This is a genomic window from Halobacillus sp. Marseille-Q1614, from assembly GCF_902809865.1.
Lineage (GTDB): Bacteria > Bacillota > Bacilli > Bacillales > Halobacillaceae > Halobacillus_A.
Genome location: NZ_CADDWH010000001.1, coordinates 1,232,856 through 1,258,769 on the forward strand (window position 1 = coordinate 1,232,856; position 25,914 = coordinate 1,258,769).

General features: G+C 42.4%; 27 protein-coding genes and 1 other RNA gene. 23 read left to right on the forward strand and 5 right to left on the reverse strand.

The features are described 5' to 3' along the window. Positions 1-77: 77 nt before the first annotated feature. The 6 genes from HUS26_RS06195 (at position 78) to nth (ending at position 4,724) form a co-directional block, all read left to right on the forward strand. The gene (locus tag HUS26_RS06195; protein WP_173916325.1) at positions 78-248 is read left to right on the forward strand and encodes a YpmA family protein; all 171 of its coding nucleotides are present in this window, start codon (positions 78-80) and stop codon (positions 246-248) included. Further along, the gene (locus HUS26_RS06200; RefSeq protein ID WP_173916326.1) at positions 202-735 is read left to right on the forward strand and encodes a DUF5590 domain-containing protein; all 534 of its coding nucleotides are present in this window, start codon (positions 202-204) and stop codon (positions 733-735) included. Before HUS26_RS06195 ends, HUS26_RS06200 begins: the two co-directional genes overlap by 47 nt. Before the next feature lie 23 nt (positions 736-758). After that, on the forward strand, positions 759-1,943 hold the full coding sequence (locus HUS26_RS06205) for a pyridoxal phosphate-dependent aminotransferase (protein ID WP_173916327.1): 1,185 nt from the start codon (positions 759-761) through the stop codon (positions 1,941-1,943). 23 nt (positions 1,944-1,966) lie between these two features. Then, positions 1,967-3,259, forward strand: coding sequence for an asparagine--tRNA ligase (gene asnS, locus HUS26_RS06210; protein ID WP_173916328.1), 1,293 nt, complete (start codon positions 1,967-1,969; stop codon positions 3,257-3,259). A gap of 90 nt (positions 3,260-3,349) precedes the next feature. Next, positions 3,350-4,042, forward strand: a complete 693-nt coding sequence (locus HUS26_RS06215) for a DnaD domain-containing protein (RefSeq protein ID WP_173916329.1) — start codon at positions 3,350-3,352, stop codon at positions 4,040-4,042. 10 nt (positions 4,043-4,052) lie between these two features. Next, positions 4,053-4,724, forward strand: coding sequence for an endonuclease III (gene nth / locus HUS26_RS06220; RefSeq protein ID WP_173916330.1), 672 nt, complete (start codon positions 4,053-4,055; stop codon positions 4,722-4,724). Between the two features lie 25 nt (positions 4,725-4,749). Here the strand turns inward: nth and HUS26_RS06225 are convergent, their stop codons facing one another. Together HUS26_RS06225 and recU are read right to left on the reverse strand one after the other, a co-directional pair. Then, on the reverse strand, positions 4,750-7,428 hold the full coding sequence (locus tag HUS26_RS06225) for a PBP1A family penicillin-binding protein (protein ID WP_173916331.1): 2,679 nt from the start codon (positions 7,426-7,428) through the stop codon (positions 4,750-4,752). A 16-nt stretch (positions 7,429-7,444) separates the two neighbouring features. Then, on the reverse strand, positions 7,445-8,029 hold the full coding sequence (gene recU / locus HUS26_RS06230) for a Holliday junction resolvase RecU (protein ID WP_173916332.1): 585 nt from the start codon (positions 8,027-8,029) through the stop codon (positions 7,445-7,447). Between the two features lie 409 nt (positions 8,030-8,438). Here recU and HUS26_RS06235 point away from each other — a divergent pair, with 409 nt between their 5' ends. Further along, positions 8,439-8,696, forward strand: a complete 258-nt coding sequence (locus tag HUS26_RS06235) for a hypothetical protein (RefSeq protein WP_173916333.1) — start codon at positions 8,439-8,441, stop codon at positions 8,694-8,696. 57 nt (positions 8,697-8,753) lie between these two features. Continuing rightward, on the forward strand, positions 8,754-9,104 hold the full coding sequence (locus tag HUS26_RS06240; RefSeq protein WP_173916334.1) for a DUF1798 family protein: 351 nt from the start codon (positions 8,754-8,756) through the stop codon (positions 9,102-9,104). A 206-nt stretch (positions 9,105-9,310) separates the two neighbouring features. On the opposite strand, the gene HUS26_RS06245 is transcribed toward HUS26_RS06240, so the two are convergent. Then, positions 9,311-12,373 (reverse strand): efflux RND transporter permease subunit, encoded by a 3,063-nt coding sequence (locus HUS26_RS06245; protein WP_254434145.1) that lies wholly within the window; start codon positions 12,371-12,373, stop codon positions 9,311-9,313. 164 nt (positions 12,374-12,537) lie between these two features. Between HUS26_RS06245 and cdd the strand changes: the two genes are divergently transcribed. From cdd to HUS26_RS06300, 11 genes are all read left to right on the forward strand, one after another. After that, complete coding sequence (cdd, locus tag HUS26_RS06250) at positions 12,538-12,942, forward strand: cytidine deaminase (protein WP_173916336.1); 405 nt, start codon at positions 12,538-12,540, stop codon at positions 12,940-12,942. Between the two features lie 81 nt (positions 12,943-13,023). After that, complete coding sequence (locus tag HUS26_RS06255; protein ID WP_173916337.1) at positions 13,024-13,587, forward strand: SLOG family protein; 564 nt, start codon at positions 13,024-13,026, stop codon at positions 13,585-13,587. Between the two features lie 45 nt (positions 13,588-13,632). Next, positions 13,633-13,962: a cell division regulator GpsB gene (gene gpsB / locus HUS26_RS06260; RefSeq protein WP_173916338.1), complete on the forward strand. Its 330-nt coding sequence runs from the start codon at positions 13,633-13,635 to the stop codon at positions 13,960-13,962. A gap of 78 nt (positions 13,963-14,040) precedes the next feature. Beyond that, positions 14,041-14,421, forward strand: an RNA gene (gene rnpB / locus HUS26_RS06265) — RNase P RNA component class B. Between the two features lie 98 nt (positions 14,422-14,519). Further along, positions 14,520-15,656 (forward strand): class I SAM-dependent RNA methyltransferase, encoded by a 1,137-nt coding sequence (locus HUS26_RS06270; RefSeq protein ID WP_173916339.1) that lies wholly within the window; start codon positions 14,520-14,522, stop codon positions 15,654-15,656. Positions 15,657-15,671: 15 nt separating this feature from the next. Continuing rightward, positions 15,672-17,165: a carboxypeptidase M32 gene (locus HUS26_RS06275; protein ID WP_173916340.1), complete on the forward strand. Its 1,494-nt coding sequence runs from the start codon at positions 15,672-15,674 to the stop codon at positions 17,163-17,165. Between the two features lie 267 nt (positions 17,166-17,432). Continuing rightward, the gene (locus HUS26_RS06280; RefSeq protein ID WP_173916341.1) at positions 17,433-18,200 is read left to right on the forward strand and encodes an SDR family NAD(P)-dependent oxidoreductase; all 768 of its coding nucleotides are present in this window, start codon (positions 17,433-17,435) and stop codon (positions 18,198-18,200) included. Between the two features lie 57 nt (positions 18,201-18,257). Further along, positions 18,258-19,340: a type III polyketide synthase gene (locus HUS26_RS06285; RefSeq protein WP_173916342.1), complete on the forward strand. Its 1,083-nt coding sequence runs from the start codon at positions 18,258-18,260 to the stop codon at positions 19,338-19,340. Continuing rightward, the gene (locus tag HUS26_RS06290; protein WP_254434146.1) at positions 19,331-19,837 is read left to right on the forward strand and encodes an isoprenylcysteine carboxyl methyltransferase family protein; all 507 of its coding nucleotides are present in this window, start codon (positions 19,331-19,333) and stop codon (positions 19,835-19,837) included. The genes HUS26_RS06285 and HUS26_RS06290 overlap by 10 nt, the downstream gene beginning before the upstream one ends. 79 nt (positions 19,838-19,916) lie before the next feature. Continuing rightward, positions 19,917-20,090: a hypothetical protein gene (locus HUS26_RS06295; protein ID WP_173916343.1), complete on the forward strand. Its 174-nt coding sequence runs from the start codon at positions 19,917-19,919 to the stop codon at positions 20,088-20,090. A 91-nt stretch (positions 20,091-20,181) separates the two neighbouring features. Beyond that, entirely contained in the window at positions 20,182-20,463 is a 282-nt protein-coding gene (locus tag HUS26_RS06300; RefSeq protein ID WP_173916344.1) for a DUF6123 family protein, read from the forward strand. A 16-nt stretch (positions 20,464-20,479) separates the two neighbouring features. Here HUS26_RS06300 and HUS26_RS06305 read toward each other — a convergent pair whose 3' ends face one another. Together HUS26_RS06305 and HUS26_RS06310 are read right to left on the reverse strand one after the other, a co-directional pair. Further along, on the reverse strand, positions 20,480-20,878 hold the full coding sequence (locus HUS26_RS06305) for a ribonuclease HI family protein (RefSeq protein WP_173916345.1): 399 nt from the start codon (positions 20,876-20,878) through the stop codon (positions 20,480-20,482). Then, entirely contained in the window at positions 20,871-21,563 is a 693-nt protein-coding gene (locus HUS26_RS06310) for a queuosine precursor transporter (RefSeq protein ID WP_173916346.1), read from the reverse strand. The genes HUS26_RS06305 and HUS26_RS06310 overlap by 8 nt, the downstream gene beginning before the upstream one ends. 179 nt (positions 21,564-21,742) lie before the next feature. Between HUS26_RS06310 and HUS26_RS06315 the strand changes: the two genes are divergently transcribed. Genes HUS26_RS06315 through HUS26_RS06330 form a run of 4 tightly spaced genes read left to right on the forward strand, consistent with a single transcriptional unit; the run spans position 21,743 to position 25,902 of the window. Beyond that, positions 21,743-23,413 carry a formate--tetrahydrofolate ligase gene (locus HUS26_RS06315; RefSeq protein WP_173918761.1) on the forward strand — a complete coding sequence of 557 codons (1,671 nt, stop codon included), beginning with the start codon at positions 21,743-21,745 and terminating at the stop codon, positions 23,411-23,413. 55 nt (positions 23,414-23,468) lie between these two features. Next, on the forward strand, positions 23,469-24,323 hold the full coding sequence (locus HUS26_RS06320; RefSeq protein ID WP_173916347.1) for a DUF72 domain-containing protein: 855 nt from the start codon (positions 23,469-23,471) through the stop codon (positions 24,321-24,323). A 9-nt stretch (positions 24,324-24,332) separates the two neighbouring features. Then, positions 24,333-24,956: an HD domain-containing protein gene (locus tag HUS26_RS06325; RefSeq protein WP_173916348.1), complete on the forward strand. Its 624-nt coding sequence runs from the start codon at positions 24,333-24,335 to the stop codon at positions 24,954-24,956. Beyond that, on the forward strand, positions 24,946-25,902 hold the full coding sequence (locus HUS26_RS06330; protein WP_173916349.1) for a thymidylate synthase: 957 nt from the start codon (positions 24,946-24,948) through the stop codon (positions 25,900-25,902). Before HUS26_RS06325 ends, HUS26_RS06330 begins: the two co-directional genes overlap by 11 nt. The last annotated feature ends 12 nt before the right edge of the window (positions 25,903-25,914 follow it).

Consider the following 25,914-nt stretch of genomic DNA (forward strand, 5'->3'; position numbering starts at 1 on the left):
ATTTCATTTCGACTAATTCCTGTTATAATTAACAAAGTATTTACCGATAACGAGAAAAAAAGGCAGGGGAAGCATAGATGAGCAATAAGATAGAAACACTTTCTACTGTAAGGATTCAGAAAACCGATGATTTATACAAACTGGTTGATACCCTGAACCGTACATTAAAAGAAGAAAACCTTATGTTTGGAATGGCGCTTGATGAAGATGATCGGGACACAGCCGTCTTCACAATTTACCGCACCTAGCTGGGTGAAGTGGGCTCTTCTCATCACAGGGATTTTATTTGTTATCATTTTTACCCTGTGTACATGGATGTATCTTCATATCAACGACAGTAAAACACAGAATTATGACAAAGCGAAAACCTTTGCCAAAGAAGAAGCCGGCTTTAATCAGGTGGATAATGTGACGCGCTACAATGGCCAAACCGTCATTCATATAGTTAACGGCACGACGAAAGATGGAGAGGACATGTATGCATTCATTAATGTTGAGGAAATGGAAGTTTTATCTACTCTTTCCTCTGAACAAATGATCAGCGGGGAAGCATTAAGAAGCGAAATAGAAGCCGGATGCAGCAGCTGTGAATGGGTAGATACACAGCTGGCCTTTGAAGAAAACCGGCCTGTCTGGGAACTTACTTACAAAGATGATAGTAACCGCTATGTATTTGAATACATTGACGTGGAAAATGGAGAACAGGTCCAAAGGTTTGCCTTTAGGCAGCCTTAATCATAATGAAGGAGTGAACGAATTTGGAATTAGCACAAAGAGTACAAGCACTTACACCATCAAGCACACTTGCAATTACAGCAAAAGCTAAAGCTTTAAAAGCAGAAGGTCATGATGTTATCGGCTTAGGGGCGGGAGAACCGGATTTTAACACTCCATCCCATATTCTTGAAGCGGCAAAGCGTTCAATGGATGAGGGGCATACAAAATATACACCAGCTGGCGGAATTCCTCCGTTAAAGGATGCCATTATTCAAAAAATGAAAAAAGATCAGGACCTGACGTATGCCCAGTCTCAAGTCATCGTAACGACAGGGGCCAAACATGCTTTGTTCACTTTATTTCAAGTTCTGCTTAATAAAGGTGATGAAGTAATTGTTCCTGCTCCTTACTGGGTAAGCTATCCTGAACAAATAAAACTCGCGGAAGGCGTCCCTGTAGTTATAGAAACATCAGAAAAGCAGCAGTTTAAACTGACTCCGGAGCAGCTTGAAGAATCTATTACGGAAAAAACGAAAGCCGTTATTATTAATTCTCCGAGTAATCCAACAGGCATGATGTACACTGAAGAAGAACTAAAGGCACTGGGAGAAGTGTGTCTGAAAAATAACATACTTATCGTTTCTGATGAGATTTACGAGAAACTGATTTACACGAAAACACCTCATGTTTCAATGGCTCAGCTTTCTGAGGATCTGTATAAGCAGACGGTTATTATTAACGGCGTTTCCAAGTCCCACTCTATGACAGGATGGAGAATCGGATATGCTTTAGGGAATGCTGAGATTATAAAGGCAATGTCTAATTTAGCTTCTCATTCTACTTCTAACCCGACATCGGTAGCTCAGTATGCTGCACTTGCGGCCTACACGGGATCAGATGAAAAGGTGGAAGAGATGAAGGATGCGTTTAGTGAACGCTTGGAGAAGCTCCACCAATGGCTCGTCGACATTCCAGGTGTTCATTGTGAAAAGCCTGAAGGAGCCTTTTACTTATTCCCTAATGTAAAAGAAGCAGCCGATAACTGTGGTTTTAACAGTGTTGATGACTGGGTAACAGCTTTATTGGATGAAGAGAAAGTGGCACTCGTTCCCGGTTCAGGGTTCGGCTCACCGGAAAATGTCCGATTAAGCTATGCTACTTCATTAGAACAGCTGGAAGAAGCGGCTGCACGTATCAAGAAATTTGTTGAAAAACATCAATCTTAAAGGTTAGCTTGGAGGTATTTAGTGTGAAGACAACAATAACAGAAGTCTCAAAATATGTGGGACAGGAAGTTACGATCGGAGCATGGCTCCGCAATAAACGTTCAAGCGGAAAAATCGCATTTTTACAGATGCGTGATGGAACTGGGTTCATGCAGGGAGTTATTGTAAAGGCTGAATTAGGAGAAGAGAAATTTCAGGAAGCTAAAGCATTGACACAGGAAACATCTCTATATGTTACTGGTACTATCGTTGAAGATTCTCGCTCTTCTTTTGGCTATGAGATGCAGGTAAGTGATTTTGAAGTCATTCATGCAGCAGAGGATTATCCGATAACGCCAAAAGAACACGGTACAGAATTTTTAATGGACCACCGTCACTTATGGCTTCGCTCAAGAAAGCAGCATGCTGTAATGAAAGTTCGTAATGAAATCATCCGCGCCACATATGAATTTTTTAACGAGAACGGCTATGTAAAAATAGATCCCCCTATCTTAACGGGCTCTTCTGCAGAAGGAACGACGGAACTTTTCCATACGAAGTACTTTGATGAAGATGCTTTTCTTTCTCAAAGCGGACAGTTGTACATGGAAGCAGCAGCCATGGCTTTCGGAAAGGTCTTCAGCTTCGGCCCAACGTTCCGTGCGGAGAAGTCAAAGACACGCCGCCACTTGATCGAATTTTGGATGATCGAGCCGGAAATGGCCTTTATGGACCATGAAGACAGCTTACAAGTTCAGGAGCAGTATGTCTCGCATGTGGTTCAGTCCGTCCTTAAAAACTGTAAGTTGGATCTAGAAGCCTTAGAGAGAGATACTTCTGTATTAGAGAAGATTATGGCGCCTTTCCCGCGCATTAGTTACGATGAAGCGATCGATCTGTTAAAAGAAAAAGGCTTTAAAGATATTGAGTGGGGAGAAGACTTCGGGGCACCGCATGAAACGGCTATTGCTGAAAGCTTTGAGAAACCGGTATTTATTACGAATTATCCGGCTGACATTAAAGCTTTCTATATGAAACCTGACCCTAATCGTCCGGAAGTTGTGCTCTGTGCCGATTTAATCGCTCCAGAAGGGTACGGAGAGATTATTGGCGGATCCCAGCGTATCGATGATTTAGAACTCATGAAAAAGCGTTATGAAGAACACGAATTGACAGGAGATGCCTACCAGTGGTATTTACATCTCCGTCAATACGGCAGTGTCCCCCATTCCGGCTTTGGACTGGGTCTTGAGCGAACAGTCGCCTGGCTTTCTGGAGTAGAACACGTCAGAGAAACTATTCCATTTCCACGCTTGCTTAACCGCTTGTATCCATAAAAAATTAAGAGATAATGGTAAACACCGATAAAGGAAGCTCCTAAATCGGTGTTTTCATTGTGTTGAACACCAAGAAACGAGGTGATGGGAATGGCTAAATACCGAAAATTTCAAGAAATTATGGACAGCCAGATTTCAATTCCGAAAGCATTAATAACAGATTACAGAAGTTTGGGTATTGGAGAAAAAGAGCTGGTAGTCCTTTTACAGATCCATCAATTTCATATAGCAGGAAACTCTTTTCCTACCCCTGATGAGATCGCTGAATTAACATCGTTTACACCAGAGGAATGCACCCAGGTGCTGCGAATCCTTATTCAAAAGCAGATTATAACCATCGAACAAAAGGACAGGACGGCACGAAACATTGGAAATGAATGTTATTCACTAGAGCCTCTTTGGGAGAAGTTATTCACTTGTTCTGCCAATGGCCCGACACCTGTTCAATCGACAGAAAATCTTTTTTCTTTATTTGAGCAGGAGTTCGGCCGGCCGTTATCTCCTTTTGAAATAGAAAATATAAATATCTGGCTTGACCAGGAAGAGCAGGAACCTGCTCTTATTAAAGCGGCTCTGCGGGAAGCTGTATTAATGGGCAAATTAAACTTTAAATACATTGATCGTATTTTAAGAGAATGGAAGAAAAAAGGGATACACTCTGTCGAACAGGCAAGGCAGCATGGTAAACAATTCAGGCAGGGACAAGCAAAAGAACATCCAGCAAAGAAAACTGCTCCTAAGCGTGATGTATCTCTGTATTATAACTGGCTGGAAGAGGAATAGGGGGGACTTGATGTTAACGAAGAAGCAGATTCGCTATTGCCTCGATACATTTGAGGAAATGTTTCCAGAAGCCGAGTGCGAACTAACTCACGATAATCCTTTTGAACTGTTAATAGCTGTCGTTTTATCCGCCCAAGCAACGGATGCACTCGTCAACAAAGTGACACCAAACCTTTTTAAGAAATATCAGACCCCTGAAGATTACCTCAGCGTTCCGTTAGAAGAATTGGAACAGGATATTAAATCAATCGGTCTGTATCGAAGCAAAGCAAAAAACATTCAAAAGCTGTGCCGAACAATAATCGATAAGTTTAATGGAGAAGTGCCTCCGACACAAAAGCAGCTGGAAAGCCTAGCAGGAGTAGGACGAAAAACCGCAAATGTCGTCGCTTCTGTAGCTTTTGGCGAGCCGGCGATTGCAGTAGATACGCATGTGGATCGAGTGTCCAAACGTCTAGGCTTCTGCCGCTATAAAGATTCCGTGTTAGAAGTGGAGAAGACGTTAATGAAAAAAATTCCTCGAGAGGAATGGAGCGACACTCATCACCGAATGATCTTCTTTGGAAGATATCATTGTAAAGCCAAGCGGCCCAATTGTTTTGAATGTCCGCTGTTATTTCTTTGCCGGGAAGGGCAGAAACGAAAACGTAAAGAAGAGAAATTAAAAAGCTCCAAGCCTTAAGGCTTGGAGCTTTAATTATTTATTTTTACTGTTCTTCTTCTTGTTCTCCTTCACCGTCAGAAGCAGGCTCTTCTTCAGTACCAGGTTCGGATTCACCTTCTTGGTTTTGTTCTTCTCCTGATTCTTCGCCTTCTTCAGCCGGCGGAGTTTCCTCAGCATCTTCTTCATTACCATTTCCGTTTTGGCCGTTATTCCCACTGCCATTTCCTTGGTTTTCATTACCATTGCCTTCTCCGTTACTGTTGCCGCCGTTTCCGTTTTCGTTTTGATCTTCTTCAGGGTTTTCGTTCGATCCTTCATCACCTTGTTCTTCACCTGAATTGTTTTGTTCTTCTTTATTCTCTTCTGGCTGTTCAGCATCTTCTTCACCGCCAGGAACTGTGGCAGAAGCGGAAGATGGATCACTTCTTTCCGCATCTCCATCTTTGCTGATCGCTACCACTGTAAACTCATAGGTAGAGCCCGGCTGGATTTGCGATACTTCCATACTTCGGCTGTCGGTTGTCGTCAGCTCTCTGGAATCGCCGCCGTCAATAGCTACGGATACTTCAAAGGTAACATTGTCTTCGCTATGATCCCACTCAAGATCAATTGCTTGTGATTCTTCATTATAATTAGCAGACAAGCCGCTTACAGGATCCAATTTATCAAACTGCTCGGATGTTTCTGTAGGCTGATTATCTACGTGGAACAACTCTGTAACAATTTGACTTTCTGGAGTATAGTCACTAGGCAGTTCTGCCGGGCGGGAGCCTTCTTCGACATCAACCCATTGTACAGAATCCGGCTTTGTGAAGTCACTTGTCTCTTTTCCAGCAGATATATCCTGCATAACATACTTAAACAGCTGTCTTGGGATTTGCTGTGAGCTGTCGGAAAGGTTCTCATTATTTTCACTGTAACCCGTCCAGATGGATACACTATAGTTCGTAGTATAGCCGCTGAACCATACATCAGGAACAATCGAGGTTCCGTCTTCGAGGTTCCGGTTGGTTGTCCCCGTTTTCCCGGCAACCGGCAGACCTGGAATATTAGCTGCTCTTCCCGTCCCTTCTTCCATTACAGTTCCAAGCATAGAAGTGATCATATAAGCCGTATAGTCACTCATAGCTGATTTGGATTCAGGCGTCATGTCAACAGATTCTCCCTCAGGAGTTTCTCCCTTTCTAACAGTAAACGGTTCGTTATATTTACCGCCATTACCAAAGGCTGCGTAGGCTCCGCTCATCTGCACCGGGTTTGTCAGAACTCCGCCACCGATAGCATCACTGAGATACATTTCGGAATTCTCGAATGAAAAACCTAATCCTTCAACGAATGGCTGAGCCTTTTCAGGTCCGACCTCCTGCAATGTTTTAATAGCAGGGATGTTAAGAGAATCCTTTAGGGCATCTCTCATACTTACCCAGCCTCTGAATCGATCGTCATAGTTGCCGGGAGACCAGGCATCTTCACCACTGCCAATTGTAATTTCTTCATCATTTATTTGATGATAAGTAGACAGCTTTTCGTTTTCAATAGCTGGTCCATAGGCTGCAATTGGTTTAAAGGTAGAACCAGGCTGCCTGTTAATATCAGAGGCGTAATTGTAGCCTCCAGTTGTATAGTCGCGTCCTCCTCCAATTGCACGGATAGCACCTGTTTTAGTATCAGTGACAGCAATACCAGACTGTAGCTTTTCATTCGGCCAGGCAATAGGGCCTTCACCGCTCAGAGCCTGTTCAACTGTTTCCTGGGCATTCGGGTCTATCGTTGTGTGAATTTCAAGGCCGTCTTTATAAATATCGGCTCCATCCATTTTTTTACTTACTTCTTTTGCCACTTGATCAATGAACGCTTTATAAGGTCTTTCTTTATCTTTCTGCTCGGTTAAAAGATCTTCGACGTTCGTCTCTTTAGCTTTTTCTGCGTCTTCTTCTGAAATCTTATCATGCTGTACCATTAGATTTAATACCGTGCTCATTCTCTTCTGAGCGAGGTCAGGATTTTCATATGGATCATATCCTGACGGGCGCTGCGGCAGGCCGGCTAGCAGAGCCATTTCAGGCAGAGTTAATTCTTTCAGTTCGCTCTTTCCGAAATAAGTTTCTGAAGCTTCAATGATTCCATAAGCGCCTTGGCCGTAATAAATTTTGTTAAGGTACATTTCTAAAATGGTTTCTTTGGAATATTCTTGATCTAATTTAATCGCAAGGTACTGTTCCTGTACTTTTCGCTCGAGCGTCTTATTACTCGTTAAGTATGAACGTTTAACGACTTGCTGTGTAATCGTACTGGCACCTTCAGATCCAAACCCGTTGGTTATGTTGGAGATAACGGCTGCTCCGATCCGCCTAGGATCAATCCCTAAGTGGCTGAAGAAGCGTACATCTTCAGTTGCCAGTACAGCATCCACTAATTCAGGTGGTAAATCATCATAATTGACCCGGGTTCTTCTCTCATCACCGGCGACGTCTGTGATCAGTTCGTCATTCATGTCATAAATCCTTGAAGAAAAAGGATCAGATAATTGCGCTTCATCTAATTCAGGGGCCTGCGAGATATAATAGGCAAACAGGCCTCCGACTCCCAACATAAGAACGATTCCAATCGTTAAGAGGGTCATAAAGATGGTTTTAAAAGGGACTCTTCGTTTCCCGTTAGTTTTTTTACTGGGCTTTAAACTCTTTCGTCTTGCTGATCTCGACTGACTATCATTTGCCATGTCGTCATTCCTCCATTCAAAAATAGAGCTTATCTATAGCTTTGGCGTAGTCTACTCGTGCCTGATAGTGAAAGGGAAGATGTTCTCCTTTACTTTTTATCATATCGTAAGGTATCGACTTTCTACCGCCATTCAATTGATCTTCCCAATAAGGGAATAAGTGTTCGGCAGGGAATAGATAGGTTTCGTCCTGGACGGAAAATTTAATAATTAAAAATACAATGCCTCCATGCTCGTAACAACTTTTCATATGATCAATTTGATGCTGATGGACGTTACTTAATGGAAATGAAGTTTTGTTTCTCGTTTCCTTAGCTTCAAAATCGATATAACGTCCTCGATAAACACCGTTAAAATCTGTAGTAGAAGCCTGTTTAAAATAAGCTTCCTTAATCACAGCTGCACTTCTTTTTGGATAATCGACTTGAACAATTTGTATGGGTGTCGGTTTCTTATGAATAACCGCAATATCAGCCATCCGATAATATTCATTTGCTGCTGCAATGTCTTCCTCTAAAGTCATCCCCCGGTTACTGAAGTTTGGTTGCTTCATTTTATTAGAGGAGTATACCTTTGCCTTTTTCCCGTTTGGATAATTCATGTTTTCCCTCCTCATATCATGAGGGTATCATACCAAAAAATCCGTCACTGTGTAATTAAAATGTTCAACCTCCAATCTTAGTATTATAACGGGCAGACTCCCTGAGAGGTTTCACTCTATTATACGATGCGTGCTAATTAACGACAAATAATATCAATATGCCAAAAACCTACCAAAGATAAATTCGAAGCAAGACTCTTTTTTTTAGGGTGTTATAAGAGAAAATGAAGGAAAAATATATTGAATATGTCTTTTCTGTGACCAATTGAAAATATAGGCAAAAAGGGACAGCTTTTATGAAACTGTCTTTCTTTGTTGCTTTACTTCTAGTTTTGTCAAGGATGAAGGAGTTATTCCACTCAGAGAGAATTTATCTATCAAGGAGCTAATTTTAAGGAGGAATTCTTTAATGAAGAATAATCAATTTGTTCCCGCTGCGACTTATGAGAAGCAATTGGTTCAGTTAAAAGACAAATTTTCTCTGCTGGAGAAACGCTTATCGTTAAAAGCAGACGAAATCGTTTTTACTATGGCTGTTTCCCACCGGAAAGAAATTGATCAATTAAAAGACGAAGTCATTTATTTGCGGGAACAAGTGAAAGAATTGAAGAGAACTGGACAACACCGCCCGTTGCCTGTCCCTCCTAGAAAGATATCAGCAGGCTAAACGTTTTTGCTATCCTATTTCCCCACATGGTAAAGTGAAGGGGAAAGGTGTGAAAACATGAGTGTTTTAGAGCTGACAAATGAATTAAAAAAATTAATTGATGACCGCCATGAAAAATTTATAAATACAGAAGGTCCTATAGATAAAAAAGACTACGAGTTTTTTAACCGAGTCAAAGAAGAAACAAAACCAATGTTTGAACTGGCGGAAGATTGGCTTATGGCGGCAGAAGAGTTTGTAAAAAAACGTGATGTCCGCGTGCATCCTAATCAGGTAAAGTCTACTCACGAAAATGTGGAAATGCTGATCCTCCATAGTTATTACTTAGACGTGGAGAGAAAGAGGTTTAAAGAGCTTCATCAATCCTCCCATTACGTATTAGATATGATCCTCGCTGATATTAAATAAATAGTGCTGTTAAATGAAATTGGTGATTATCTAGAAAATAAGCAAGGAGCTCTAAGAGACTCATGCTTAAAAAACGGGCAGCCAAGAAAACGCAGCAAGGTCACGAGCGAAGAGCTCGACCGATCGTCCGCGGAAACCGAGCAGGCCCCTTGTTTAAAAATCAACATTAAAAAGCACACCCAAAGAGGGTGTGCTTCTGTTTATCTTTAACTCCATTTACTTCTAAGCCTATCGAGGATTAAATAAAAGACAGGGACAAGCACCAATGTTATCAGGGAAGAGAACAACAGGCCGAAAACTATAGATACAGCAAGCGGTCTAAATAACACATCCCCTGAGAAAATAATTGGGACTAAGGCAGCGATCGATGTAAGGGAAGTAAGAATGATCGGGCGTATTCTCGCCCGTCCAGCTTCTATTACAGATTCAACTGCGGAAGTATAGTGGTTTTTGTTTTGCTCGATAAACTCAATAAGTATAATCGAGTTTCGCACCACAACTCCTGAAAGGGACACGATTCCCAGTACCGCTAGGAAGCTTAAAGGCTCTCCGGAAATGAACAAGCCGATAATGGCTCCTGTAATTGCAATAAATACTGAGCTTGTAATGAGAAGCGGCATTGTTAAAGAGTTAAACTGCAGCGCAATCGTTACGTAGATCAGGAATAAAACGATAACAAACAATTTGGATACCTCAATAAAGAATTCAGAAGTATCATCAGATTGTCCTGTTTCCAATACTGAATATCCTTCAGGCAGCTGGCTCGTTATTGAATCCATGACCTGATTGGCATCCGAAGTATACTGATCTTCTTCTCCCATTTTAGGGTAAGCTTCTATCGTAATGGTCCGCTCACCGTTTAAATGAGGGATGCTCCCGGTTTGTTCCGTTTCTTCCTGAGTAATCACTTCATCGAGTGAAAATAGTTCAGGCGGCCCTTCACCAGATGTTGATGGGATAGTTAATTCTTCTAAATTGACACCCTCTTCTTCGCCGTCATCAACAATCAGCTCAACAGGAAGCCGTTTTGTACCATCGCTGAACGTTCCAAGAGGGACCCCTGTATTGGCAAATTGAATTTGAGAAGTTACTGTTTCAATATCGATTCCATTTTCTATCAGGAAGTTCCGGTCGGGCACGTAATGGATCACTGGCTGATTCGTTCCCGTATCAAGGGTAACTATTTCAGTTTCCGGGATTAGTTCTAGTTCTTCCTTCAATTCATTAGCTTCATCAACAAGGACATCGATTTCGGGTCCCTGCAGCTTCAGCTCAATCGGCGGTGAAGGGGGAGGACCGGAAACTATCGTGTTTAAGAAAATTTCCGCATTAGGGAATTCATCGCGAAGCGGCTCGGTCCATTCCGAAATAAAGGAAGAGGCGCTCGTTGCCTCCCGGTCTACGCGGACTAATAACTGGCCGGTGTTTTCACCAGATTGAGTTAATGTGTCATTAAACAGGTTAGGCAGACCGCCGCCTGCATAAACCGCCGTTTCTCTTACATGTTCTTCTTTAGAAGTGATGAATTCAGCCATTTTTTCGATTTGAGACTGAGAGTCTTCAATCGTGGTTCCTTGTGGCAACTCAACAGAAATCGTTACCTCTGAACGGTCAGCGGCAGGAAAGAATTCAAACGGAATCTTTATTGCTAACAGTGACAGTGCTGCGCAGAGCAGGATTCCGATAACACCTGTTCTAATCGGCTTTCTGGTCACTTTAGGCAGTATTCCGTCTGCATAGAATTTCTCCAGCTTGTTAAAACCTTTCCCTAGAATTCCTACACTTTTCGGGGAACGGCCAGGCTTTCGTTTCTGTCTTGCATATTGAACGGTTGGAATAAATGTCAATGCAATAAAAGTAGAAGCGATAACTGTGAAAATAAGCACGCTCGGCAGTGCCCGGATAAAATCACCGTTGGCTCCCGATATAAAAGTCAAAGGAAAGAAGCTGAAAATAATCATTAAAGTAGAAGTAATGATGGATTTCCTTACTTCCCAAATGCCATTGACCGTTCCTTCTACAGGAGAGTCACCGAGCTGAAATCTTCTTTGAATATTATCATTTACTACAATGGCATCATCGACTAAGATTCCGATCGCTATAATCATTCCGATAATGGAAATCTGGTTAAGATCCACTCCTATATAAGGAAGAGGAATTAAGCCAATTACGATGGAAATCGGAATGGCCATCGCAACTAACAAGGCTGAAGAAAGAGGGAGCCCTAAAACCATAATGATGATAACCGCTAAAAAAGAAATAGCAAAAGAAGTTAATAAGCTGGTAAATACTTCGTCAATGACTGTGCTTTGTGTATAAAACTGATCGACTTCCACTCCAGCAGGGAGCCCTTCCTTTAAGCTGTTTACCTCATCAGTTAAAGATTTTTGAAGGCTTGAAATGTTGACACCTTCTTCTGCAAGAATGGTTAAGGATAATGCCTGCTGATCATCATAAGTGATTAAGTCTTCGGGATCTCTATTTGTTTTTTCTACAGACCCTAAATCGTTCAGAGTTAATGGTTCATCGCTGTTAGGAGCCTGAATGGATAATGATTCAAGTTCCTCGAGGCTGGAAGCTTTTTCTAAGGAGAGCTGATAAATTGTATTATCTGACTGCTCGGTTCCAATAGCAGAAGGGGAAAGTTCCTGCTGAATCGCCCCTAACACTTGGGGTGCTGAAAGCTGGTTATCCTCTAAAGCCTGATTGTCTAATTCTATGGTGATTTCTTCATTAGGAAGTCCTTTAACCTTCAGGGATTCTACACCTGTAATAGAGGTTATTTGTTCTTCCCATTTGTCGAGTGTATCCCTAAGGCCGTAAATCGTCTCTTGATCATCTGCAAGCAGATGATAGGAAGCTACCGCAGACGCCTTTGTATCCGTATTAACGACCGGATCCTGTGCTTCATCCGGGAAGGAACTAGAAGTATCGGCAACTGCCTGCCTGATTTTGCCGTTAACTGTTGTAGTATCAACATCATCACTTAAAACGGCTGTAATACTGGCAAACCCTGCAGTTGATGACGATGTGAGTTCATCAATACCATCCACAGTCAGAAGCTCTTCCTCCATCGGATTTACGATAGTATTTTCAACTTCCTCTGGACTTGCCCCAGGATAGGCGGTTGTAATCGAAGCTACGTTTACATTAATTTCTGGAATTTCTCGTTTAGGTAATTGTAAATATGTAAATACTCCCGTAAACAGGAGAATTACAATTAATACCCAAACCATCTTTTTATACTCAATCAATTTTCTCAAGTGCACTTCCACCTCCATGATCCATCATTACATGTACAGTATAAACTTTTTTCTGACACTTGTGTCAAAAATAATGCTCTTCAATGTGCTATGATATATTTTGAAATCGTTTTAAAATGAATTTGGGAAGTTTATAACTAATACTCCCAATAAAGAAGGAGAGTTTAGAGATGAATACAGACCAACTTATTGAAGAAGCTAAAAACATACGCGAAAAAGCATATACACCGTATTCCAAATTTAAAGTAGGAGCGGCTTTACTTACTAAGGACGGACAGCTTTTTACCGGGTGCAATATTGAAAATGCTGCCTACCCGGTGACTTGCTGTGCGGAGAGAGTGGCGATTTTTAAAGCGATCTCAGAAGGTCATTACGAGTTTCAATCCATCGCTGTCGTAGCTGACACTCAGCGTCCGGTACCTCCTTGCGGTTCCTGCCGTCAGGTGATGAGTGAATTCTTTGAGCCAGAACTTGAAATTCATTTAACTGATTTAAGCGGGACGATTAAAACGGTAACAATGGCTGAATTATTACCATTTTCTTTTTCACAGGAGGATTTAATCGATAAAGAATAAAAAATACTCCACAATTTTTTACAAATTAAGGGGTAGACATGCTCCTGATCTGGCTTACAATGGAGATGGAGTGTGGTACTTATGAAGACAATGGTCGTAACAGGATATAAACCAACGGAAATTGGAATATTCAAGCACGATGATCCTAAAGTTGATATAATTAAAGAAGCAATAAAAAAAAGAATCCTATCATTTATAGATGAAGGCGGCGAATGGGTGATTCTTTCAGGCCAGATGGGTGTAGAGCTGTGGACAGCAGAGGTTGTGTTAGATTTGAAAAGCGAGTATGATATATTTTTAGGGATTATCCCCCCTTTTCAAAATCAGCAGCAAAGATGGCCTGAGAACTTGCAGTCTACTTATGAAATGATATGTGAGCAGGCTGACTTTTTTAAACCTGTCTATGAGAAAGAGTACGAAGGACCCTTTCAGTTCAGGGCCAGGGATCAGTTCTTAGTAGAGCATTCAGATGGGTGCCTGCTGCTGTATGATGAAGATACACCCGGCTCCCCGAAATACTTTCTAAAACTTGTCAATCAGTATAAAGAGCATCATGAGTACTCAGTGTGTTACATTACTCCGCTGGACCTAGAAGATACGGCGGAGGAAGTAAGGTTAGCTGATCCAAAATATTGGGAGCAGTAAATGAGCAGCGTTTTTATTAAATGTGCCAAACAGAGGTGATTATGTATGAGTCAGCAAAAGTACAAATTAGACGGTAAGACGATTTTGGAGAAAGATTTTAAAACTTCAATGCGGGGCTACAATCAAGAAGAAGTAGATGAATTTCTGGATTTGATCATTCAGGATTATGAAACTTTTCATAAAGAAATCGAACAGCTTCAGCAGGAGAATCAGAGATTGAAAAAGCAGCCGGTAAGAGATAAGGATGATCAGCCGACACAGCGTATGCGTCCAATCGGCAGTACAACCCAAAATCATCAAGTTAATTATGATATTTTAAAGAGAGTATCGAACTTAGAGAAAGCCGTATTTGGAAAGAAATACGCCGAGGAATAATTCCAGTTATTACTAGTGACATTTAAATCTTTCTTTGATAAGATAAATAGACGTGCTTATAGCGTACGACACATTTGAATACTCGGGTAATCGCTGTATGGCTGTCCATACAGAGGAAAGTCCATGCTCGCACAAGCTGAGATGCTTGTAGTGTTCGTGCTTGACGAAACCATAAGTCAAGGTAGCTTTTTAGCTAACGGCAGGGAAGGTCCCTAAGTTCTTTTAGAATATGGGATCACACCCTTGAAAGTGCCACAGTGACGGAGCTGAAATAGAAATATTTCAGGTGGAACGAGGTAAACCCCGCGAGCGAGCAACCCAAATTTAGGTAGGGGCACTTTCGATCAGGGAACTTGAACCTGAAGAAAGATCGCACCATGCGATAGATAGATGGTTACCACCGGAGTACGAGGTTGACCACCGCTTGCAGTACGATGGAACAGAACATGGCTTACAGAGTATTCAAAGGTCATTCTAACAACAAGGTAAACCCTTCTAAAAAAGCCGATGCTTTTTAGGAGGGTTTTTGTTTTATAAAGCTACATAGGAGGTTAATCATGAAACAGACAGTAACTTTAATTGCAACAGCTGCAATGGGGCTTGAATCCATCGTAGCACGGGAAGTTAAAGCATTAGGATATGAAGATGTTCAGGTGGAGAACGGACGCGTCGTGTTTGAAGCACCTGTGTCAGCAATTCCTCGTGTCAATCTGTGGCTGCGTACAGCTGACCGGGTGAAAATACTGGCCGGCAAATTTAAGGCATATAGTTTTGATGAGCTGTTTGAGCAGACAAAAGCTCTGCCATGGGAACAGTTCATTACAGAAGATGGCGAGTTTCCTGTTGTAGGTAAATCCGTGAAATCCAAGCTCTATAGTGTCCCGGATTGCCAGTCAATCGTAAAAAAAGCCATTGTTGAAAGGTTAAAGCAGAAGTATGGAATTGCCTCATTTCTAAAAGAAACAGGTGCCTTCTATAGGGTAGAAGTTGCTATTCATAAGGATGAAGTCCGGTTAACGATCGATACGTCCGGAAGCGGCCTTCATAAAAGAGGATACCGAGTTGGACAGGGGGAAGCTCCGCTTAAAGAAACGCTCGCAGCGGCTCTCGTTCAGATAACTAACTGGCAGCCTGACCTTCCGTTTGTTGATCCGTTCTGTGGTTCAGGAACGATCGCAATTGAAGCTGCTTTGATCGGACAGAACATTGCCCCTGGATTCAACCGTGAGTTTGCTTCAGAGGACTGGGAGTTGATTTCTCAGTCTCACTGGGATCGAGCGTTTGAGGAGGCGGAAGACCTTGCCAACTACGATCAGCCGCTAAATATTGTTGGATCTGACATCAGCCATGAAATGATTGAAATCTCAAGACAGAATGCTATGGAAGCAGGTCTGGGAGATCTCGTGCAGTGGAAACAAATGCAGGTGAAAGACCTTCATCCCCGCCAGAATAACGGCTATCTCGTATCCAATCCGCCATATGGGGAGCGAATGGGAGAGCGGGAAGAAGTCGAGGAGATGTATCGTGACCTTGGAGGAATCATGCGTGATTATCCTTCCTGGAGTGTCTATATCCTGACCTCTAATGAAAAATTTGAAAAATTATATGGCAAGAATGCGACGAAAAAGCGTAAGCTGTTTAATGGGTTTATAAAAACCGATTACTATCAGTATTTCGGTAAGCATGTTAAGTAGAGGGGGACGAACTATATGGGGAAATCGACGGAGCAGAAATTTTGGGATCTTTTAAAGGAACAATCTTCTCTTGAGGAAGCGATCGGGCTGATGGCCTGGGATATGAGGACAAAAGCACCTAAAAAAGGGATGGATCACCGTAGTGAAGTCATCGGAATGCTTTCTCAAAAGGTTCATGCACTCAAGACTTCTAACGAGATGAAAGAGTATATTGTTGATCTCAAATCACCTGCAGAACCGGGGATTCTCAGGGATGCTGTATTAGAAGCAGAGGAAACCTACAATATGACGACTAAGATACCGGCAGACTTATATAAAAAGTTTGTGACTGTCCAAACAAAAGCAGAATCGGTCTGGATAGAAGCAAAAGAAAAGAATGATTTTGAAAGCTTCCGTCCTTACCTTGAAGAACTGGTGAATTTTAATCGTCAGTTTGCCTCCTGCTGGGGATATGAAGATCATCCATACGATGCCTTGCTTCATCAGTATGAGCCGGGAATGACCGTCAAAAAGCTGGATGAAGTTTTTCCGCCGCTGCGTGAAGCTTTAACATCTCTTCTCACTCAAATCCAGCAGGCGCCAAGACAGCCTGATCCTTCGGTATTACACGGACATTTTCCCAAAATGATGCAGGAGGCCTTTAGTGAAGAAGTTTTAAAAAGAATGAATTACGACTTTGAGGCGGGGCGACTTGATGAAACCGTGCACCCATTTGCGATCGGGCTGAATATAGGAGACGTTCGTGTTACTACTAAATATGATGAAACTGATTTTCGAACAGCGGTTTTTGGAACCATTCACGAAGGAGGACATGCGCTTTACGAACAGAATATTGATCCTCAGCTAGCTTTTACTCCACTTGCTACAGGAACTTCGATGGGTATTCATGAATCCCAGTCGCTGTTTTGGGAGAATTTCGTAGCCCGAAGCCGTTCGTTCTGGCTGAACCATTATCAATTATTTCAGGATCACGCACCTGAACGCTTCAAGCAAATCTCGTTTGAAGATTTTTACCGGGCAATCAATGAAGTGAAGCCATCTCTTATTCGAATCGAAGCGGATGAACTGACGTATTCGCTTCATATTATGATCCGTTACGAATTAGAAAAAGGTCTGATCAACGGTGATCTTGAAGCAGCCGACCTGCCTGAGCGGTGGAATCAGAAAATGAAGGATTATCTCGGGGTTGTACCTCCTACGAATTCAGAAGGCGTCTTGCAGGACATTCATTGGGCCGGCGGTGACTTTGGCTATTTTCCTTCCTATGCGTTAGGTTATATGTACGCTGCGCAGCTCAACCATGTCATGCGCGAAAGTTTAGATGTGGATACAGCTATGGAAAAAGGAGATTTTGCCCAGATTCAGCAGTGGCTCACACAGAACATTCATCGTTATGGGAAACGCAAAAAGCCTCTGGAGATTCTTCAGGACGTCACTGGAGAAGGATTAAATCCGAGCTATCTGATTGAATACTTAACGAAAAAATATAAACATATATACCAATTCTAAAACCCCGTCCTTCCGGGGTTTTTTTGTATTCCTTGCCGGTTCCTGTATAAAAGGATTAGAACTCGTAACTTCTTTTGGCTGCATGAAGTAATTCAAGGGGTAAGGTAGCGAGACTCCTGCAAAACAAACGGACCTGCCGAGACCTCGCAGTGAGGGAGGAACGAGGAGGGCTTGGCGCTTCCACCGCATTCTGTATATTGTGAACTTTTATAAAAGGGAATTCAGCAATGCTATAATAAAAAATATCTTATATAAAGGTGGGAGATTATGTATTTACCTAATTTTCGATTAGACGGGCAGCTGTCCGTTGTAACCGGAGGAACGAAAGGAATTGGCCGGGCGATAGCACTAGCATTTGCGGAATCGGGGTCTGATATTATTTTGATTGCCAGAAATAAAGAAGCATTGTTACATACAAAGAAAGAAATTGAAACTCTCGGTCGAAAAGCCCTCCTAATTCAGGCTGACGTCGCTGATTATGAGAAAATCACCGATCAAGTAGAGGAAGTCAGAGAAGGGCGGTTTATTGATGTCTGGGTAAACAATGCTGGAATGAATATCCGCAGTGAAGCTGAGAATGTGACAGAAGCGGAATGGAATCAAATTGTTTCGACGAATATGAAGAGCGCCTTTTTTCTCTCTCAATTCGCCGCTACGATTATGAAAAAAAGGGAGAAGGGAAAAATTATTAACATATCCTCTGTCGGCGGACATACCGCGCTGCGCACAGGTGTCGTGTACGCGATGACGAAAAGTGCTCTTATCCAAATGACAAAAAACCTCGCCATGGAGTGGGGGAAATACCAGATTAACGTCAATGCGATCGGTCCGTGGTATTTTAAAACGTCCTTAACAGAAGAACTGCTGCAGAATGAGGAATACGTTGATGCTATATTAGCGCGGACTCCGTTAAAGAGAATCGGTGAATTAAAGGAACTGACAGGGAGTGCTCTGCTATTAGCTTCGGAAGCGGGCAGTTACATGACGGGACAGACGCTTTTTGTAGATGGCGGTATGACGATTTACGGATTTTAAAGCATAACTTATAAGACGCCAGGTCATCCTAAGACTGTTCGAGAAAGGAATGGTTGGATGGCCTATATTATTTCCTGTGGGATAAAAGAAGCGAATCATTCATACAGCCAGCAAGAAGTTCAGCACTTTGTGGAAAAAGTCTTTCCCATGAGTTTTTTGGAAAAGAAAAGACTGATGCCAATTTTTGAAAATGCAGCGATTGATTTTAGGCAGTTTGCTTGTCCTTTAGACTGGTTTAAACACGCCCATGACCTGCAGGAAGTGAATGAACTCTATCAAGAAACTTCCCTGAAATATTCGGAAGAAGCCGTACAGAACTGTTTAACGAGTAATCTGCTTAAAGAGAGGATTGAAGCAGCAGAAATTGAGCATGTTATTTTTGTTTCTTCAACAGGAATTTCGACTCCTACGATAGACGCCTACTTAATAGATCGGCTTGGTATGAATGAATACGTAAAACGCACTCCTATCTTTGGTCTTGGGTGTGCGGGAGGAACGAGCGGTGTAGCCAAAGCGTTCGAATGGTTAAAAGGAAATCCTGCAAGCAATGTGTTAGTGATAGCTGTAGAGTTATGCAGCTTAACGTTTCAACATAACGATAGAAGTGTAAGTAATTTTGTCGGTGCTGCTTTATTTGGAGATGGAGCCTCAGCCGTTTTGCTTGCGGGAGAAAATTCACCGCTGCTTAGAAAAGCATCCGTTTCGCTCCCACGCGTCGTGGAAGCCAGCACGAAAACAAAACCTCACAGTCAGTCGGTGATGGGGTGGAAAGTTGTAAATACCGGCTTTGAAGTAATATTTAAGAAAAGCATCCCCAAACTCGTTCGCACTTTTTGGAAGGAACACGTCGATTACTGTTTAACGAGGAGCGGCTGGAAGATTGAAGATATTCCTTTTGTGATTGCCCATCCTGGCGGGAAAAAGGTGCTTGAATCCTACCTTGAATGTCTGGATTTAAATCCTGCGGTGCTTGAACATTCAAGAAATGTTTTAAAAGAACATGGAAATATGTCTTCCTCAACAGTTCATTTTGTTTTGGAAAAAGTGCTTCATGAAAACCAGCCGCCGGGCACCCGTTCTTTAATGACATCACTTGGGCCGGGTTTTACATCTGAGGTTGTCCATCTGGAGTGGATGTAACCATGTGGCTGTTATTATTTTTAATTTTACAGCGCCTGGCGGAATTAGCGATCGCTCAGTCCAATAAAAAATGGATGATCAAGCATGGTGCCGTTGAAGTTGAGAGCTCACACTATTATTTATTTATTGTCCTGCACACGGGGTTTTTTCTGTCGATCATCGTAGAGTCCTTTTTGTTAAAAGGAGGGGAATTCAATTTTTCGCCTGTTCTGCTTGCGGTCTTTCTTCTTCTGCAATTTTTTAGAATATGGTGCATCGCCTCTTTAGGAAGAAAATGGAATACAAAAATACTCGTTCTCCCGGAAGTTCCTTTAGTGGCAAAAGGCCCGTACCGATTTGTGAAGCATCCTAATTACTTAATCGTGTTTTTTGAGCTGCTGATTATCCCGCTTTTATTTGAAGCCTATGTTACAGCCCTTATTTTCCCGGTTTTGCACTACCTCGTTTTAAAAATCCGCATTCCAGCAGAAGAAAGAGCTTTAAGCGGAAAATTCTAATTATGATTGCGTGATGGAGAGACGTCTGCTAAAATCTAATTAGTAATGAAAATCGTTATCAATTAAGGTGGGTGATAGGATGCTGTTTGTAATTTTATTTATCGTGGCTATTTATGCGGCATTAGCAATATGGATTCTAGGGAAACTCGGCTCAACACCTGCTCAGTCCGTTCAACGCTCTATGATTCTACCTTTCAAAAAGCAGGGAGATGACCGGCAGAAAGCATATGAACAATCAATTTCGGCGAGGTGACCTCCACCTCGCCGTTTATTTTTGGTATACTGGGGAGAGAAAAATAGCGAATTTTGTCGTCGCAGGATACTAGAGGAGTAAGGAGCGTTCCATGAAGCAGACAGATACGTTAGCTTATTACTTAGAGGATTTATGGACGAAAGGCTTTAAGCTGTCAGACGAGGATGTCCATTTTATTTACTTTGGGAAATATTCAGCCAATGTAGAAGAGTGGAAAGCGATATTGGCTCTTCGTTTAACACTGAAGCTTCAGCAGGCGTTTGACCCCAGTTTTTACATCAGTGTCCTCGAACATATTTCTTCAAAGGAAATTTCAACAAAGAAAGAAGCTTACCTTTCTTTAGAAAAACAGGGTATTTCAAATCGCGCATAAAAAGAAATCAGCAGCTTTAAGGCTGCTGATTTCTTTTTAATTCCGCACGGGCGACACGGTCGGCATTTTTATTTGTTTTATCCGGAATCCATTTATAGAAGACCATGGCGAAAGACGCCTGCATTTCAATGATTTGATTGAGAATCGGGGCAAAAGCCGGGTTTTTGCTGTACTGTTTGTCTAACGCATGAACAGCTGCCTGGGAATCTGAGCGAATCGATAAAATTTCTCCAGGGTATATGTCTTTACAAATTTTCAAGGCATGAAGGACAGCCAGAAATTCAGCTTCATGGTTCGTCATTTCTCCTAGAAATACCGCATGCTCTTCGGATGATCTGCCGTTTTTAATGATTATTCCTGCCGCACAGGGACCCGGATTTCCAGCGGCTGCAGCATCAGTGTAAACTTCAATCATTAAATGCCTCCTCCTTACGACTCATCGACTTAGCCCAGTACATAAACGGTGTATCGAGCGCGGCGACTATAAATTTAATAATGTACGTTGTTAAGAAGATTTCAAGCCATATATCGAGTGGATACGTTCCATAAAAGGCGATTGCGCAGAAAATAGCACTGTCGAGAAGCTGGCTGATCATTGTACTGGCGTTATTGCGGAGCCAAAGCGTCCTGTTACTGTGGAAGACCTTGCGTATTTTCGTATAAATCCATACGTCAAAATACTGGCTGACGATATAGGCGGTTAAACTGCCTAAAGCGATTTGAGGCCCTATGCCAAAAATTGTTTCAATCGAGCTTTGTGCGATATCTCCCTCGGCTGGTGTGAATAACAGGGCTCCCTGCATCACAAATGTCATCACAAGCAATGTCGAAAATCCAAGCCAGACGGCTTTTTTGGCATCTTTTTTTCCATATTTTTCGTTAAGAATATCAGTAGCCAAAAAGGCAGTTCCATACAGAATATTACCGAGGGTGGCCGTAATGCCAAACAGCTCAATCGTTTTTACAACTTGGACATTGGCGATGACTGTGGCCATTCCTATCCATACGAATAATCCAGTTTTTCCAAACAGACGATAGACTCCTAATAATAAGCTGAAGTTTATAATAGCAAAAATTATCCATAACCATTCATTGCTCATGGAAGTTCCTCCTTAGTTTTGATGAAGCGGGAGTTTACGAACCGCTGTTACACAGCCTCTAATTATACGGATTGGCCATGTAACATTCAAACCTTAAATTCCTTTTTCCACGATCTTACACATCGAGGGCTGATTTATATTACAATAAAGACAAAGATGTTAGGGGGATTTAAGTGTTTATGAAAACAGATATTGAAATCGCTCGAACCGCTGATATGCTTCCGATTAAGAAAATCGCTGAAGCCTTACAGCTTGAAGAATCCGACTGGGAGCCATACGGGCATTACAAAGCGAAATTGTCACATACGTTATTAGATAAACTCCAATATAAAGAATCAGGTAAGATTATTCTAACCACTTCTATAAATCCGACATCAGCCGGGGAAGGAAAATCAACCGTTACCGTAGGGCTGGCTCAGGCACTAAACCGAATGAAACATAAGACGATTGTAGCTCTGCGAGAACCATCGCTCGGTCCTGTCATGGGAGTAAAAGGAGGAGCAGCAGGAGGAGGTTATTCACAGGTCGTTCCAATGGAAGATATTAATCTCCACTTTACCGGCGATCTGCATGCGATAACTTCAGCGAACAATGCTTTATCTGCATTCATCGATAACCATATGCATCAGGGAAATGAATTAAACATTGATCCGAGACGAATAGAATGGAAAAGGGTCATGGATATCAATGACCGTGCCCTGAGAGAAGTAATTGTCGGCCTGGGAGGTCCGGCAAAAGGCGTTCCGAGAGAAGACCAATTTATGATTACGGTTGCTTCTGAAATTATGGCAGTTCTCTGTCTCGCAGACAGCCTTGAAGATTTAAAAAGAAGGCTTTCCAAAATGGTCGTTGCCTATACATATGAGAAATCCCCTGTAACGGTCAAAGACCTTGGGGTTGAAGGAGCGTTAACTCTTCTTCTTAATCAGGCGATGAAGCCTAACTTGGTTCAAACTATTGAAAATACTCCGGCGATTATACATGGAGGACCGTTCGCTAATATTGCCCACGGCTGCAACAGCTTAATTGCAACTAAATTAGCTTCTAAACTCGGCGACTTTGTCGTTACAGAAGCAGGCTTTGGAGCAGATTTAGGGGCAGAAAAATTTATAAATATCAAAGCGAGGGCAGGCGGAATAGAACCGGACTCCGTCGTTATTGTAGCCACCATCCGGGCTCTTAAGCTGCACGGCGGTGTGGATAAGAATCAGCTGCAGGAGGAAAATGTAGAAGCCTTAAGAAAAGGGATCGTAAATCTACAGAAGCATATAGAAACGATTGAACAGTTTGACCTCCCTTATGTAGTGGCGGTGAATCGTTTTCCTTCAGATACGGCTCATGAGATTGATTATTTAGTGAAATGGTGTGAGAACCAGGGGGCAGAGGTATCTGTAATTGACGTTTATAATAAAGGCGGAGCTGGAGCGGAAGACCTTGCAAATAAAGTCATTTCTTCTGCTGCAACTAAAAAGAAGGGGATTTCCCACACTTATGAAATAAATGATCCCATCGAGGAAAAAATCCTTAAAATAGCTTCACGTATCTATGGTGGAGGCAGCGTCTCTTTTACAGGTACGGCTAATAAACAGCTGAAACGTCTAAAATCCATGGGGTACGATAACTTGCCGGTATGTATGGCGAAGACGCAGTATTCCTTATCAGATGACCCAACATTATTAGGGCGTCCCGAAGGTTTTACTGTAACGGTTCGAGAGTTGAAAGTATCGGCCGGTGCCGGTTTTATTGTCGCTCTAACCGGGAATGTCATGACAATGCCGGGGCTGCCGAAGAATCCTGCTGCTTTAAAGATGGATATTACAAACAGCGGGGAGATAAAAGGTCTTTTTTAACACTCATTTGCAGAAATTCTGATAAAATAATCGGCGTAATTAGGAGGGTGAAATAATGAGCATTCGAATTGGAGTGACAGGCTGGGGGGACCATGCTTCAATCTATCCTGATCAGACAAAATCTGATGAGAAGCTGGAGGTCTATGGGTCTCATTTTCCTGTTGTAGAGGTGGATACAGCCTTTTATGCCATTCAGTCTGTCTCCCGCTACGAAAAGTGGGTAAATCAAACACCTGAATCGTTCAGGTTTGTCATTAAAGCATTTCAGCAGATGACCGGACATGACCGCACTTCAAAGTCAGTCCAGGAGGCAAAGGATTTAGTCAAACAGTATGAAGAGTCCATTCAGCCTGTCATTGAAGCCGGCAAGCTTCAAAATATCCTTTTTCAGTTTCCGCCATGGTTTAATGTAAAAAAGGAGAATATTAAAAAGCTGAGGCTGATAAAAGAGTGGCTTGAAGAATATCCACTTGCTTTAGAATTTAGGAACCGTTCCTGGTTCACAGACGAATATAAGGACCAGACACTGCAGTTTATGAAAGAACACGAATGGATCCATACGATCTGCGATGAGCCTCAGGCGGGAGAGAGCTCTGTGCCGATCGTGGAAGAACCTACCCATCCGACTCAGACCTTAGTCAGATTTCATGGTCGAAATGTACATGGATGGAACAAAAACGGCAGGAAAGACTGGAGAAAGGTCCGCTTTTTATACCGTTATAACGAAGAGGAACTGCAGGAGTGGAAAGAGCGGGTTGAGAGGCTGAAAAAGCAGACACCGGAAATCACTCTGCTTTTTAACAATAATTCAGGTGGAGATGCCGCTGATAATGCGAAGCAGATGCAGGAGCTGCTTGGGATCGAGTATAAAGACCTGAATCCGAGACAAATGGACTTTTTTAATTTTTAGAGGTGAATGATGGAAAAAGAGAGAGTAATAGAAGAGATCCAATTATATGTGCAGCCCTTTTTTACGGATGATACTACAGGTCATGACTATGAGCATATGAAGCGTGTAGCCCGATGGTCGCATCAGCTGGCAGCAGCTGAAGGTGCTGACGTTTTTACAGCGGAAGCGGCTGGGTGGCTTCATGATATCGGGGATAAGAAACTTTTTGAAAACCCTAAAGAGGCTCTTGAAAGTATGTATAGCTTCCTGGAATCATTACCGATCGAGTCTGAGACGATCGAAAACATCAGGCTTGCTGTAAAGGATGTATCTTTTTCAAAAGGTGACGTTCCTCAGACGCTGGAAGGGAAAATCGTGCAGGATGCGGACCGGCTCGATGCAATTGGAGCGATTGGGATGGCACGCACCTTTGCTTTTGGCGGGGCGAAGGGGCAGCTGCTGTATGGAGAAGGACCGACATCGATTCAGCATTTCTACGATAAACTCCTTCGCCTAGCTTCAGGCATGCATACAAATACTGCAAAGAAAGAGGCAGATAAGCGGCATCAGTTTATGTTAAACTATTTGGAGCAATTCTTCAGGGAATGGAATATTGACAACACAGAAGGGACGGATGTGTCCAATGAAAAATGAACAGCAGTACTTGGACCTTTGTGAACATGTATTAAATGCAGGAAATGAAAAAAAAGACCGTACAGGCACAGGTACATACTCTATTTTCGGTCATCAGATGAGATTTGATTTACAGGAAAGTTTTCCTCTGCTTACGACGAAGCGGGTACCATTTAAGTTAATCGTCAGTGAGCTGCTATGGTTTATGAACGGAGATACGAATATAAGATACCTCCTGCAGCACAATAACAATATATGGAATGAATGGGCGTTTGAATCTTATGTGAAAAGCGAAGAATACGATGGGCCCGACATGACGAATTTCGGCATTCGCAGCCAGCAGGATGAAGAATTCAAGGATTTGTATCAAAAGGAAATGGAGAAATTTAAAGAGAAAATCCTCAGCGATGATGCATTCAGCGATCGGTTTGGTGATTTAGGATCTGTCTATGGTAAACAGTGGAGAGCCTGGGAGACGACCCGCGGAGAAACAATTGATCAATTAAAAGATGTAATTGAAAATATTAAGCAGAACCCTGATTCCAGACGCCATATTGTAACGGCCTGGAACCCAGAAGATGTTCCATCCAACATGGCGCTGCCGCCTTGTCATATGATGTTTCAATTTTATGTAGCGGATGGGAAGCTCTCCTGCCAGCTGTACCAGCGAAGCGGAGACATTTTCCTCGGAGTACCTTTTAACATCGCAAGTTATGCGCTGCTGACGCACTTAATTGCCCATGAGTGCGGGTTAGAGCCTGGGGAGTTCGTTCATACTTTAGGCGATGCCCATATTTATCAAAACCATATCGAGCAGGTGAAAAAACAGCTGTCGAGAACATCGAAGGAGCCGCCAAAGCTGTGGCTGAATTCAGAGAAAACGAGTGTATTCGATTTTGACATGGAAGATATTCAGGTGATGGATTATGACCCTCACCCTGGAATTAAAGCCCCTGTTGCTGTTTAATAAAGTTGATGG